Source organism: Mesorhizobium sp. WSM3866 (assembly GCF_002294795.1).
In the GTDB taxonomy this organism is placed as follows: Bacteria; Pseudomonadota; Alphaproteobacteria; order Rhizobiales; family Rhizobiaceae; genus Mesorhizobium.
Genome location: NZ_NSGC01000005.1, coordinates 300963 through 313669, shown reverse-complemented (window position 1 = coordinate 313669; position 12707 = coordinate 300963). Strand labels below are relative to the sequence as shown.

Here is a 12707-nt window from a genome sequence, read left to right as displayed (position 1 = left end):
GAAAAAACGTCATGCGGTGGCGCTTTCGCGCCGCAGTTGACTTGTCCGGCGGAGTGATTATCTCGGCTGCGACTCCTCAGGTGACAAATGGCCAAGCTGACTTACATCGCCAATGACGGTACTCAATTCGACGTGGAGGCCGAGAACGGCTCGACCGTCATGGAAAACGCGATCCGCAACGCGGTGCCCGGCATCGAGGCCGAATGCGGCGGCGCCTGCGCCTGCGCGACCTGTCATGTCTATGTCGACGAGGCCTGGACGGGTGAGGTCGGCGAGCCGGAAGCGATGGAGGAGGACATGCTGGACTTCGCCTACGACGTCCGGCCCAACTCGCGCCTGTCCTGCCAGATCAAGGTGCGCGACGCGCTCGACGGGCTGGTCGTGCGCGTTCCCGAACGGCAGGGCTGAACCAAGTCTCCATTTCCAATTTTGCCGTAGCTGCTTGGCAGCGGGCCAATGCTCATGCACTGTCGCCAGCATTCCCAAAATGGGGCGGAGCTGATGACGGACACGATCAAGACGGACGTACTCATTGTCGGGGCAGGGCCGGTCGGCCTATTCGCCGTGTTCGAACTCGGGCTCTTCGACATGAAGTGCCATCTCATCGACATCCTCGACCGTCCCGGCGGGCAATGCGCCGAACTCTATCCGGAAAAGCCGATCTACGACATTCCCGGCTGGCCGATGATCACTGCGCAGGGTCTGGTCGACAAGCTGCTCGAACAGATCCATCCCTTCAAGCCGGACTTCACTTTCAACCGGATGGTCTCAAGCCTCGAAAAGCTCGAGGACGGCAGCTTCCGCGTCACCACGGACGAGGCTGAGGTGTTCGAAGCCAAGGTGGTGGTGATCGCCGCCGGCGGCGGCTCATTCCAGCCCAAGCGACCGCCCATCCCGGGCATCGAGAGCTACGAAGGCAAGAGCGTGTTCTATTCGGTCCGGCGCATGGAAGATTTCCGCGGCCACGATCTCGTCATCGTCGGAGGCGGCGATTCGGCGCTCGACTGGACGCTCAACCTGCAGCCGATCGCCAAAAGCGTGACACTTGTCCACCGGCGTCCGGAATTCCGGGCTGCGCCCGACAGCGTCAACAAGATGTACGCCATGCAGGAGATGAAAGAGCTGGAATTCCTGGTCGGTCAGGTGAGCTGGCTCGCAGGCGCCGACGGCCAGCTCTCGTCCGCCACCATTAAGGGTGGCCCGGATGGCGACATCGAGGTGCCATGTACGCGCATGCTGCCGTTCTTCGGCCTCACCATGAAACTCGGGCCGATCGCCGAATGGGGGCTGAACCTGCATGAGAACCTCATCCCGGTCGACACCGAGAAATTCCAGACGTCGGTTCCCGGCATCTTCGCCATCGGCGACATCAACTGGTATCCGGGCAAGCTGAAGCTGATCCTCTCAGGTTTCCATGAGGTCGCCCTGATGGCGCAGGCCGCAAAACGCATCGTCAGCCCGGGCGAGCGCATCGTCTTCCAGTACACGACCTCGTCGACCAGCCTGCAAAAGAAGCTCGGCGTCCACGATTGACGTGATCATTCGGCGAGCACGGGCGCTGCGTGCTCGTCCTTGCCGCGCAGCGGCTTTTCCGGCATCAGCGCCAGCGCGATCAATGCAAGAACAAGAGTGATGCCGGCGGTGAGGAAGATCATCACGAACGGCATTGCCGATGTCAGCTCGATATGCGTCTGCGAGCCCTCGGCGGCGAGCGGCAGGCCGCAGCCGAGCGCGACGGCGCCGAGCAGGGCGACGCCAAGCGCGCCGCCCAGTGTGCGCAGGAAGGTCAGGACGCCAGTCGCGACACCGAGATGGGCGCGATCGACCGCATTCTGTACCGAGACGGTGCTGACCGGGAAGGTCGTGCCACTGCCGAGGCCAATGAGGGTCGTCAGGATTTCGACTTCGAGCAGCGACGCGTGTGTCGCAATGGCACTCAGCACCCCGATGCACGCGATCGCCAAACTGACGCCGACCATGGCAATGCGCTTGTAGTGGACGAAGCGCGGGATCATGCGGCCGCTGAAAGTGGCACCGGCAACGGTGCCGAGCAGGAGACCCAGCATGGCGATGCCGGATTCACTGACCGAGAGCCCGACGACCGATTGCAGATAGACCGGCAGGTAAACCGACGCCCCGATATTTGCCGCCTGCAGCAGGAACATCGACAACGTGCCGGCGAGCACGATCCGGTTGCCCAGCACCTCGAGCGAGATCAAAGGCTCACTGGCCCTCAGCAGCCGCAGCGCGAACAATGCCCAGAACACGGCCGAGCAGGCCACCAGCCCAAGGATTTCCGGCGAGAACCACGGATAGGTGCTGCCACCCCAGTTGAGCGCCAGAAGCAGCAGCGCCGTGGCGATCACCAAGAGCACTGCGCCCAGCCCGTCGATGCGGTGATGTTTGGCCGCGATCGGCAACTTCTTCAGCGGATTGTTGATGATGGCCATCGCCAGGAAGCCGATCGGCAGGTTGATCCAGAAGATCAACGACCAGTGGAGATGCTCTGCGAAGACACCGCCAAGCAGCGGGCCGGCGATGCTGGCGACCGCCCAGGTGCCGGAGATCCAGGCGGCGTAGCGGGCCCGCTCGCGTGGCGGCACCAGATCGCCGATGACGGTTTGCGTCAGCGCGAAAAGGCCGCCGCCGCCGGCCCCCTGGATCGCCCGGCCGATGACCAGCACCAGCATGTTGGGGGCCAGGGCGCTGACCAGCGATCCCAAAAGAAAGATCAGGATGGCGGCGTAGATGACCGGCCGGCGACCGTAGACGTCGGAAATCTTGCCGTAGAGCGGCGCCATCGCGGTGGCCGTCAGCAGATAGCCGGTCACGATCCAGGGCAGGTATTCGGCATGGCCGAGCGCGCGCGCGATGGTCGGCAAGGCAGGCGACACAATGGTCTGGTCAAGCGCCGCCAGAAGCATCGACAAGAGCACGCCGCCGATGATGGCGTTCTTCTCGCTCTCGCTGATCGACGGCGAGGCCATTGTCCTCATCGTCGTGCGATTGTCGACGGTCTGGTCCATGCGTCACTCTTTCAAGGTCGGTGCGCCGTCGGCAAGAAGCAGCCGGTGCGGGGCGTCCTGCGCCCGTCATTCGTATCTCGGTTTCCAAAGTCCGCCGGACGGCAAACCCGATATATGTCGGTCGATATAGGCCGTTTTCGACCGATGCTCGAAAGTTTTCTGGAATCTGGCACCATTGTTTCGGCGGTGTTGGCTTTCGCCGGCACCACCGGTCAAATGGTCAAGCCGGCGGCAACCGCCCGCTTTGGGTGCGCTGCATCCGGTAGCGCAGGAGCCGGATGATTCGGCTCTCGAAATTGACGCTTTCGACGCGGTCGAACTGCACCTGGGCGCGATCGTGCTTGGCGAGGATGGCGGCCGAGATCTGGGCGGCCTGGGCCTTCGCGGCTTCGCAGGTCCTTTGCGGATAAGTCGCCTTCAGCGCGTCCTCGAGTTCGCGCGCGTGATTCTTGGCGATCTCGACATGGCGCTCTTCGTGGCGCTTGATGTCGGCCGACAGCGTATCCCAGAACAGCCTGACCTGCGGATCCGCCTTGCGCGGGCGCCGCCATTCCGGGAGGATCACCTTGACCTTCACGGTCACCTGCGCGTTCGCGATACGGCAGGAATTCGCGGTCTGCGCGTAGCTGACGCGGGTGGTGAAGGCCATCTGCGTTGCGCCCGGATGCCGGGAGCCGGTGCTCTTCACTTCCGGTCCGTTTTTCGTCAGCTGTTTTTCGATGTCGTCCAGCGTGCGGCCGCCGACGCTGAAATAGCTGTAGGTCTTCACCAGATTCGCCGCGGCGGCCGGCGTGGCGGCCAGCGTGAGCATCAGGGCGCAGAGCAGGGAACGGTTCATCATGTTGCCTCTTCACGCACCTTGCTTTACGGCCGTTGCCGGCGCAACGAAATTGATTTCGCGCGGATCACGCATGGTTGATGGACAATGACGACAAGGCGGTGGCAGCTCGCGCATGGACGCCATCTCGACCTCGGCCCCAAGTCGGTCGTGGTCGGCATCCTCAACGTCACGCCGGATAGTTTTTCCGACGGGGGATTGTTCATCGCGCCGGAGAAGGCGATAGCCCAGGCGCGCCGCATGGCGGAAGAGGGCGCGGCCATCATCGACATCGGCGGGGAATCGACGCGGCCCGGTTTTGCCCCGATCAGCGCCGAAGAAGAGCAGACGCGGGTGCTGCCGGTCATCGAGGCGCTCGCGGCATCGGGCGAGGCGCTGATTTCGGTCGACACCTATCGCGGGGACACCGCGCGGCGGGCCGTCGCTGCGGGGGCGCATATCGTCAACGATGTCTGGGGACTGCAGCGCGAGCCCGGCATCGCGAGAGTCGCGGCCGAGACCGGCGCCGGCCTCATCATTATGCATACCGGCCGTGAACGCCAGAAGCTGCCGGACGTGATCGAGGACCAGCTTCTGTTCCTCAGCAAATCGCTGGAGATCGCGCGCGCCAGCAATGTTGCCGAGGACCAGATCGTGCTCGACGCCGGTTTCGGCTTTGCCAAGGAAACGACGGAGGAAAATCTCGATCTGATGGCGCGGTTCTCCGAGCTTCAGGCGCTCGGCTTTCCGCTGATGGCGGGAACGTCGCGAAAGCGTTTTATCGGCGGCGTCACCGGGCGCGAGCCCGCTGAGCGCGCTGTCGGCACGGCGGCCACGAGCGTCATTCTGCGGCTCAAGGGAGCCGATCTTTTTCGCGTCCACGATGTCGCAATCAACGTGGATGCGCTGGCGATGGCCGATGCTATGCTGGCGCGAGAAAAACTTTCTCCCGGACGCTGACGATGTATGTCATCCGCATGAAGAACTGCGCCTTCTTTGCCCGGCACGGCGTGCTGGACGAGGAGGAGACGCTCGGTCAGCGTTTTTATGTCGACGCCGAACTCACCGTCGAGCCCAGCCGGCCGCTGGAGGACGATTCGATCGAGGATACCGTCAATTACGGCATCGCCTTTGCGGTCATCGAGAAGATCGTCACCGGGCACCGGCGTTTCCTGATCGAGGCGCTGGCGCTGGAAGTGGCGAAAGCGCTGGCGGCGCGCTTTCCGCAGATCAGGAAAGCGGAAATTACCGTGCGCAAGCCGAACGCCCCGGTTCCGGGCGTGCTCGATCATGTCGAGGTGACAGTTGTCTGGCCTCAATAGCGCCGTCTACCTTAGCCTCGGCGGCAATCTCGGCGATCCGGCGAAATCCATGGCCGCGGCGCTGCGCATGCTGGACGGCGACGACAAGACGCGCGTCACCGCTGTTTCCTCACTCTACCGGACGCCGCCGTGGGGCAAGCTCGACCAGCCGGATTTTCTCAATGCCTCCGCCGGGATCGAAACGGCGCGCTCGCCTCGCGACCTGCTCGATCTCTGCCTGGACGTCGAGAGGCGCCTGAAGCGGGTGCGCGAGGAACGTTGGGGGCCGCGCCTGATCGACATCGACATTCTGGTGTTCGGTGACCGGGTGATCCACGAGACGGGTCTTGAGGTTCCCCATCCGCGCATGCTGGAGCGGGCCTTCGTGCTGGCGCCGCTGGCCGAGATCGCGCCCGACCTTGTGGTCGGCAACAAAAGCGTGTCGGAGCGGCTCGGCGCCGTCGATATTTCGGGGATCGAGCGGCTGCCGTCCGGCCGGGAGTGGTGGCTCGCTTAGATTAGCCGAGGGTGGGATTGGTTGGAGGAAGACGGATCTTGGCCGTGGCGATCATCCATTCAACCACTTCCACGGACACTTCAGACTCAAACAGGGTCACGGTCATCTTCCTATCGAAATCCGAAAAGACAATCTGGCCCACAATGTGCCCGTGTTGGTCGGCGAGTTCCAGATACATGCCATCGCGTTGGACGTCGCTTCCGATCGTGGCTTCGTAGGTCCGCCCTGCTAAGCTCGATTGTGTTGACTATCCGCAGTTTGCCTGTTCAGCCGGAGAAACCGCCGCCCTCGAGAAACGTCTTTTCCTCTGGCGTCGTCTCGCGGCCGAGCATTTTGTTGCGGTGCGGAAAGCGCCCGAAGCGCTGGATGATCTCCAGGTGCTCCTTGGCGTATTTGATATAGTCCGGCGCCCTCGCCGCTGTGAGTTCGAGCGAGCGTTCCTGATCCGCGAGCGACTCCGAATGCTCGAAGGGGAGATAGAGGAAGACACGAAGCGCTTCTTCGAGCTCAAGATCCTGACCGGCGGCGATCGCCAGGTCGGCGAAATGCCTGGCCAGCGGATCGGTCGCGTACATATGTCCGGTGCCGCGGAAGCAGTTGCGCGGAAACTGGTCGAGCAGGATCATCAGCGCCAGCGATCCTTCGGCATGCTCGCTCCAGGCGTCGCATTCGCGCCGGGCGGCGGCGTGGTGCAGCTCGAGGTAGCAGTCGCGGAAACCCGAGTCGAACGCGTCGTTCTTCTCGAACCAGGCGTCCTCGCCGGCATCGCGCCAGAATTTGGTGACGGCAAGCGCCCGCGGGTCGAGTTCTGCCATGCGCTGCTCCTCAGCTTTTCGTCTCTGCCTTGTTCAGCACGCCGGCCGTCTCTTCGTTCAGCGCCCGGCCGGCGCGGCGCGGCTGCGCGAGCGGGGTCGGGATCGGCGTGCCGATATTGCCTTTGAGAAAGCGCTGGCCGGCGCGGATACCTTCGGCGAGCTGTGTCTCGATGCGAGCTGTGTCGCGGCGGCGAACGTCCTCGATCACCTCGGCTACCTGTTCCGGATCGACGCCCAGCGCTTCCAGGGCCGAGCCGCCGAAGACCAGCGCCGATTCAAAGGTCTCGCGCAACTGATAGTCGACGCCGGCGCGGATGAGTTGCAGCGCGGTGCCGCGGTCGAAGGCGCGCGCCAGGATAGTGACCAGCGGGAATTCGGCCTTGATCAATTGCGCGATGCGCACGGCCACGTCCGGTTTGTCGACGCAGATCAGCACGGCGCGCGCGCGGCCAGCGCCCGCCGCACGCAGGATGTCGAGCCGCGTGCCGTCGCCGTAATAGACCTTGAAGCCGAAATCGGCCGCCGCCTGGATCATCTCGACCTCATTGTCGATGATCGAGACGTCGAGGCCGCGCAGAAGCAGCGGCTGGCTGGCGATCTGGCCGAAGCGGCCGAAGCCGATGATCAGCACGCTTCCGGTTAGCCCGTCGGCGATGTCGACGCCTTCCAGCGATTGCTCGTCGCGCGGGGTGAGGTAGCGCAGTGCCAAGATAGCCACGGGCGTCAGCACCATGGAGATGATGACGATGGCGGTCAGCGTGGAATTGGCCTGGCCGTCGATGATGCCGACGACGGCGGCCGAGGAATAGAGCACAAAGGCGAATTCGCCGCCCTGCGCCATGACGACGGCGCGCTCGAGCGCCTCGCGATGGCCGCTCTTGAGCATACGCGCGACCAGATAGATGCCGAGCCCCTTCATGACCATATAGCCGACGACATAAATGGCGACTAGGCGCCAGTTCTGGGCGACGACGCCAAGGTCGAGCGACATGCCGACGGCAAGAAAGAACAGGCCGAGCAGGATGCCGCGAAACGGCTCGATATCGGCTTCGAGCTGGTGGCGGAAGGTCGATTCGGAGAGCAGCACGCCGGCGAGGAACGCACCCATCGCCATCGACAAACCGGAAAGCTGCATGGCTAGCGCCGACCCAAGCACCACCAGCAGGGCGGCGGCCGTCATCACTTCGCGGGCGCGGGCATCGGCCAGGATGCGGAAGAGCGGGTTGAGCAGATAGCGACCGGCCACGACGAGGCCGACGATCGCCGCGATCCCGATCCCCACTTCGGTCAAGCGCTCAGACAGGCTGGTCTCCGCGCCCCCCGGCGCCAGGAACGCCACCAGCGCCAGAAGCGGCACGATCATCAGGTCTTCGAGCAGAAGGATCGAGACGATGCGCTGCCCTTTGGGCGCGGCGATCTCGCCGCGCTCCTCGAGCAGTTGCATGACGATCGCGGTCGAGGTCAGCACGAAGCCGGCGCCGGCGACGAAGGATTGCGCGATCGGAAAGCCTCCGGCCAGGCCGACAAGCGTCAACAGAACGGCGCAGACGCCAACCTGCAGCGCGCCGAGACCAAAGATTTCCCGGCGCAGGCCCCAGAGTCGCGACGGCTGCATTTCCAGGCCGATGATGAACAGGAACATGACGACGCCAAGCTCGGCGACGTGAAGGATGGCTTCCGATTCGGAAAAAATGCGGAGGCCGAACGGCCCGATGACCACACCGGCAGCGAGATAGCCGAGGATGGAGCCCAGCCCGATGCGCTTGAAGATCGGCACGGCGATCACGCCGGCAGCGAGCAGCGCCACTACCTGTACGAGATCGCTGCCCGATGCTTCAGCCGCCATGACTACCGTCCTTTCGTTTCAGCACTCCTTGCATGCAGCGGGAGTGCGAGGCAAGGGCAGGGGCCTGGCAGGAAGAGCAGGGGTGTCGGCCCGAAAACGAGCGTGTGCCGTCAGGCAAACTCCCGCTGCAGCTTCGTACACAAGTTTACGGAGCCCGGTCGTTGCGCGCCGCCACAATCAAAGGTTAAGGCCGGTAGGCTTTGGCTATGGAGCTTCAGCCATTGGAGGGCAGCGGCGATGGGCCGCTGCCTTTTTTTGAGGAGATGACTGACATGAAGAAGTTTTTGCTCGTTGCCGTTGGCGTTGCGGCGCTGGCCGTTTCGGCCTGTTCGAAGGGACCGGAGTGCACACAGGAGATCGCCGCCAAGAAGGCGCAGGACATGGCTGCCGCGCTTCAGGAAGCAATCACCAAGGATCCGAGCAAGGCGGCTGATCTGACGGCCAAGGTGCAGGCCGTGACGACGAAATATCAGAATGCCACGACGCTGGACGAAGCCTGCAAGGCATATGACGAAGTGACTGCCGCCATCAAGGGTTGAGCCAAGTCAAAACGAAAGAAGGCGGTGGCCATTGGCTGCCGCCTTTTGTCTTCCTCGATCGCCTTTGCTCAGTTCTTCGCGATCGAGCCGACTTCGACCGTGTCGACCCGCTTTAGGCTCATGCCGATGACCGGCACCAGCTGCTTGTCGACGCGCACGGCGACCGTCACGGTCATCGAATTGTCGTCGGGAACGCGCGCCTGCATGACGCCGTTCAACTGATTGCGGTTAATGGTGAAGACGACCTTTTGGGGATCGACGACATTGCCGCCGACAATGTCCATGCCGTTGCCGGTCGAGCCGCCCATGAAAGTGCCTTTGTAACCATCCCGGCCCCGGCGTTCGACCGTCGCCGACATCTTCTGGGTGAAGACGCCGACCCGGCAGTCGCCGTCTAGCGTCATGCCGACCTTGCCGTCCGGCGTGGAACCGTTGAAATTGCAGGTGAATTTCGTGCCCTTGTATTTGCCGGCGATGATTTCGCCAGGGCCGACCCATTTGCCTTCGACCGAGCGGAAAAACTGCTTGTCAGCCTCTGCTCCAAAGGCCCTTTCGACGAGGCCGAGCGGTACGGCGGCCGCAACCGTTGCGGTCATGACGCAGGACAAGATTACGCTTCTCATTGACAACACCCGGCACGAACGAGTCTGCTGTTGGAACCAGAGTGACCATGAAGAAGATTGGTTAATGCTTCGTCACTGGCGACCGTTTCTGCATTTACCTTACTGCTCGCTTCGGCCATCCTTTCGCGTCGCGAACGAGGTCAATGCCGAGAGGAAATCGCCTAGCCCCGGTCGCTTTACCGCAATGAACGGCAGCGGGCGCGTCGTTTCCATCGCCGCGATGCCAATGCGCGCCGTCATCATGCCGTTGACGACGCCTTCACCAAGCTTTGCCGAGAGCTTCGCGGCAAGGCCGTGGCCGACGATCTGCTGCACGAAACTGTCCCCGACGGCGATCGAGCCGGTCACCGCGAGATGGGCAAGCACACCGCGCGCCAGGCGGAAGAAGCCCAGCGTGCCGGGACGGCCGCCATAAAGTTCCGACAGGCGCCGGATCAACCTGCCGGCTTCGAACACGACATAGGCGACGTCGACCAACGCGCGCGGGCTGACCGCCGTTACCAGCGAGACGCGCTTCGCGGCCTCCAGGATCATCATCTTGGCGCGGGCATCGAGCGGCGACAGAATCTCGGTCTCGGCGAGCCGCACCAGATTGGCGCCATCAATAATCTCGCCGCGCAATTCGGCGAGCGAGCGGCGGCCGGCCGCGGTCTCCGGTTTTGCCGCGACGAAGGCGGAAAGCTCGTCGACCAGAGCGCGCGCGGCCTTGGGGTCGTCGCGCGCCACCGCATCCACGGCCCGTCGCTGTAGTTTCTCGACCTCAGCGAGGCGTGCGATGGCGAGGAACTCGCGGATCAGGACGATCAGCAGCGACAAAAGCGCGATGGCCGCCATGCCGGCCGCCAGCCAGCCCAGCCATTCGGCGCGCGCGAAAAGATCACGGATGAGCTGATCCGTCCACAGGCCGACCGCGAGCGAGACAAGCACGCCGAAAGCTCCGAAAAACAGGCGTGCCAGCAGCGAGCGCCTCCTTGGAGCGGTCGCCGGTGGCGGCGGGGCCTGCTCGATATCCGGCTGGTCGAAAACGTCGATCTCCGAGGGAATGACCACGGTGACATCGGCCCTGGCGGCGCGTGGCCTGCGCACGGGCTGTTCGGTGCGATGCTTCTGCGGCGCCTCGTGCCTTGGCGCGGGCTCGGGCTCGATGCGGAAGGCCGCCGGTTTGCGGGGCGGATTCATGCCAAACGATCTCCGATCAGGAACTGAAGCGCGCGGTCGAGGCGAATATGCGGCAAAGACAGCGTGACGCCTTCGGCCGTCCGCTCGAGCTTCGGCGGACGAAAGCGCACGAAACGGATCGCATTGTTTTCCGCCTGCTGCCCGGAAACGTCGAACAGGGGATCGACCTTTTCCGGCAAGTCACCGGGAAATATGGCTGTTTCGGCTTTGCCGTCGAATGTCTCGCCGTTGATCTTCTCGCCTTTCAAGGGCGTGCCGATGATCACCGGCAATGTCTCGCGGCCTTGCTTCACGGTGCCCTCGCGGGTCGAGCGCACCGCCGCCATGGCGACCACATCGACATCGGCGCCGCTGAAATTGGCCCGCGCCACCGCCCGGTCGGCCAGGCGGCGCACGATCGCCTGCAGCCGGTCATGGCTTTCGTGGTGCAACTGGTCGGCTTTGGTCGCCGCCACCAGGATGCGGTCGATGCGCCTCGAAAACAGGTCGGTGACGAAATTGCCCCGCCCGGGTCGGAAGCAGGAGAGGATTTCGGTGACGGCCCGTTCGAGGTCGGCCATGGCGGCCGGGCCGGCGTTGAGCGCCTGCATGGCGTCTATCAACACGATCTGGCGGTCGAGACGGGTGATATGCTCGCGAAAGAACGGTTTTACGACATGGGTCTTGTAGGCTTCGTAGCGGCGCTCCATCATCGCCTGCAGCGATCCGGGGCGGCGCCGTTCCGACAATTTCATCAGCGGCGCGAAGGTCAGCGCCGGCGAGCCTTCGAGATCGCCCGGCATCAGGAAACGACCCGGCGGCAGCGTCGACAGCGCACGTTCGTCGAGCTTGCAGGCCGTGAGATAGGCGGCGAAGCTTTCGGCGAGACGGCGCGCCGTCATCTCGTCCGCGTCGGCGTCCGGATCGACCGAGGAGGCCAGCTCCTGCCACGCCTGTGACAGGTCGGAGCGGACCGGCAGGGCGGCCAGCTCCACCGCCTCGCGCGAAAAATCGGCGAAAGATTTACCGAGCAGCGGCAGGTCAAGCAGCCATTCGCCGGGATAATCGACGATGTCGATCGACAGCTTTCCGGCCGAAAACAGCCGGTTCCAGCCGGAGGCCGACTCGTATTCGATGGTCAGCCTCAGCTCTGAAATCGCGCGCGTCGAATCCGGCCAGACACGGTCGTCGACCAGGGCCGCGACATGGTCCTCGTACTGGAAGCGCGGGACGGCGTCGTCCGGCTGCTCCTCGAGCAAGGCGCGGGCGATGCGGCCCGATTTTTGCGCTTCGAACAGCGGCAGCCGCCCGCCATGGATAAGGTTATGGACGAGAGCGGAAATGAACACCGTCTTGCCGGCGCGAGAGAGGCCGGTGACGCCCAGTCGCAGGGATGGGGAGAAGAGCCCGGCGGCCCGGCCCGACAAGGTGTCGAGCGCAATCCTCGCCTCGTCGGTGAAAGTGGTCAGCGATGATGCCAAATCTGCCTCTGGGTCGCCCGTCAGGGCCCGATATAGGCCTTGGGCAAGGCGTTTGAAATGGTGTCAGAGATCGGCGGGACTGAGAAAGGCCTCGAGATAACCACGGCCTTGGCCTGCTTCACCGAGATTGCCGGGAAAACGCACGACGGCGAGTCCGGAAGTGGGAAAGCCGTGGTTGAGCATGCCTCGCGCGGTCTCATCGCCGTCGCCCGACACCGCCATGGCCAGGTCCTCGGTCATCGGATTGTGGCCGATCACCAGCAATGAGCCGGCCCCGCCGTTCTTACGAATGATTTCGAGGTAACCGGCGGCATCTTCGCTGTAGAGTGTGTCGAAGAACAGCACCCGGCCGGTGTCGGTGCGGCCCGCAAGGCCTTCCAGGGTCTGCCGTGCTCGCTTGGCGTTGGAGCAGAGCGTGACATCCGGCACGTAGTCCCGGGCCCGCATGGCGTCACCCATCGCCTCAGCGTCGGCCATGCCCGATTCGTCGAGCGGACGATCGAAGTCACGAACACCGGGCAGCGCCCATCCGGCTTTGGCATGCCTCAACAGATAAAGTCTGCTCAACCGGCTCCCCCTTTATG

The 12707-nt window shown here is 63.9% G+C and carries 15 protein-coding genes; 6 read left to right on the top strand and 9 right to left on the bottom strand.

Annotation, left to right across the window (positions count from 1 at the left end; translation table 11 throughout):
• Window positions 1-87 precede the first annotated feature (87 nt).
• On the top strand, window positions 88-408 hold the full coding sequence (locus CK222_RS14635) for a 2Fe-2S iron-sulfur cluster-binding protein (RefSeq protein WP_066992377.1): 321 nt from the start codon (window positions 88-90) through the stop codon (window positions 406-408).
• A 93-nt stretch (window positions 409-501) separates the two neighbouring features.
• Window positions 502-1533: an NAD(P)/FAD-dependent oxidoreductase gene (locus CK222_RS14630; protein ID WP_095800810.1), complete on the top strand. Its 1032-nt coding sequence runs from the start codon at window positions 502-504 to the stop codon at window positions 1531-1533.
• A gap of 5 nt (window positions 1534-1538) precedes the next feature.
• On the opposite strand, the gene CK222_RS14625 is transcribed toward CK222_RS14630, so the two are convergent.
• Together CK222_RS14625 and CK222_RS14620 are read right to left on the bottom strand one after the other, a co-directional pair.
• Complete coding sequence (locus CK222_RS14625; RefSeq protein ID WP_095800809.1) at window positions 1539-3026, bottom strand: MDR family MFS transporter; 1488 nt, start codon at window positions 3024-3026, stop codon at window positions 1539-1541.
• A 220-nt stretch (window positions 3027-3246) separates the two neighbouring features.
• The gene (locus tag CK222_RS14620) at window positions 3247-3867 is read right to left on the bottom strand and encodes a DUF922 domain-containing protein (RefSeq protein ID WP_067319718.1); all 621 of its coding nucleotides are present in this window, start codon (window positions 3865-3867) and stop codon (window positions 3247-3249) included.
• An 84-nt stretch (window positions 3868-3951) separates the two neighbouring features.
• Between CK222_RS14620 and folP the strand changes: the two genes are divergently transcribed.
• Genes folP through folK form a run of 3 tightly spaced genes read left to right on the top strand, consistent with a single transcriptional unit; the run spans window position 3952 to window position 5661 of the window.
• Window positions 3952-4803 (top strand): dihydropteroate synthase, encoded by an 852-nt coding sequence (gene folP / locus CK222_RS14615; RefSeq protein WP_095800808.1) that lies wholly within the window; start codon window positions 3952-3954, stop codon window positions 4801-4803.
• A gap of 2 nt (window positions 4804-4805) precedes the next feature.
• Window positions 4806-5165, top strand: coding sequence for a dihydroneopterin aldolase (folB, locus tag CK222_RS14610; RefSeq protein WP_066992392.1), 360 nt, complete (start codon window positions 4806-4808; stop codon window positions 5163-5165).
• Window positions 5149-5661, top strand: a complete 513-nt coding sequence (gene folK, locus CK222_RS14605) for a 2-amino-4-hydroxy-6-hydroxymethyldihydropteridine diphosphokinase (protein ID WP_095800807.1) — start codon at window positions 5149-5151, stop codon at window positions 5659-5661. The genes folB and folK overlap by 17 nt, the downstream gene beginning before the upstream one ends.
• Before the next feature lies 1 nt (window position 5662).
• Here the strand turns inward: folK and CK222_RS32280 are convergent, their stop codons facing one another.
• The 3 genes from CK222_RS32280 to CK222_RS14595 form a co-directional block, all read right to left on the bottom strand.
• A complete protein-coding gene (locus tag CK222_RS32280) occupies window positions 5663-5839 on the bottom strand; it encodes a hypothetical protein (protein WP_176477639.1) in 177 nt (58 codons plus the stop codon).
• Window positions 5840-5927: 88 nt separating this feature from the next.
• Complete coding sequence (locus tag CK222_RS14600; RefSeq protein ID WP_095800806.1) at window positions 5928-6476, bottom strand: DUF924 family protein; 549 nt, start codon at window positions 6474-6476, stop codon at window positions 5928-5930.
• Between the two features lie 10 nt (window positions 6477-6486).
• Entirely contained in the window at window positions 6487-8322 is a 1836-nt protein-coding gene (locus tag CK222_RS14595) for a monovalent cation:proton antiporter-2 (CPA2) family protein (protein ID WP_095800805.1), read from the bottom strand.
• Between the two features lie 221 nt (window positions 8323-8543).
• Between CK222_RS14595 and CK222_RS14590 the strand changes: the two genes are divergently transcribed.
• The gene (locus CK222_RS14590; RefSeq protein WP_245433041.1) at window positions 8544-8861 is read left to right on the top strand and encodes a hypothetical protein; all 318 of its coding nucleotides are present in this window, start codon (window positions 8544-8546) and stop codon (window positions 8859-8861) included.
• A 68-nt stretch (window positions 8862-8929) separates the two neighbouring features.
• Here the strand turns inward: CK222_RS14590 and CK222_RS14585 are convergent, their stop codons facing one another.
• From CK222_RS14585 to CK222_RS14570, 4 genes are all read right to left on the bottom strand, one after another.
• Complete coding sequence (locus CK222_RS14585) at window positions 8930-9457, bottom strand: hypothetical protein (protein WP_245299552.1); 528 nt, start codon at window positions 9455-9457, stop codon at window positions 8930-8932.
• 126 nt (window positions 9458-9583) lie between these two features.
• Complete coding sequence (locus CK222_RS14580) at window positions 9584-10663, bottom strand: TIGR01620 family protein (protein ID WP_095800804.1); 1080 nt, start codon at window positions 10661-10663, stop codon at window positions 9584-9586.
• Window positions 10660-12123: a YcjX family protein gene (locus CK222_RS14575; protein WP_095800803.1), complete on the bottom strand. Its 1464-nt coding sequence runs from the start codon at window positions 12121-12123 to the stop codon at window positions 10660-10662. The genes CK222_RS14580 and CK222_RS14575 overlap by 4 nt, the downstream gene beginning before the upstream one ends.
• Window positions 12124-12186: 63 nt before the next feature.
• Window positions 12187-12690 (bottom strand): histidine phosphatase family protein, encoded by a 504-nt coding sequence (locus CK222_RS14570; protein WP_067319736.1) that lies wholly within the window; start codon window positions 12688-12690, stop codon window positions 12187-12189.
• Window positions 12691-12707: the final 17 nt, after the last annotated feature.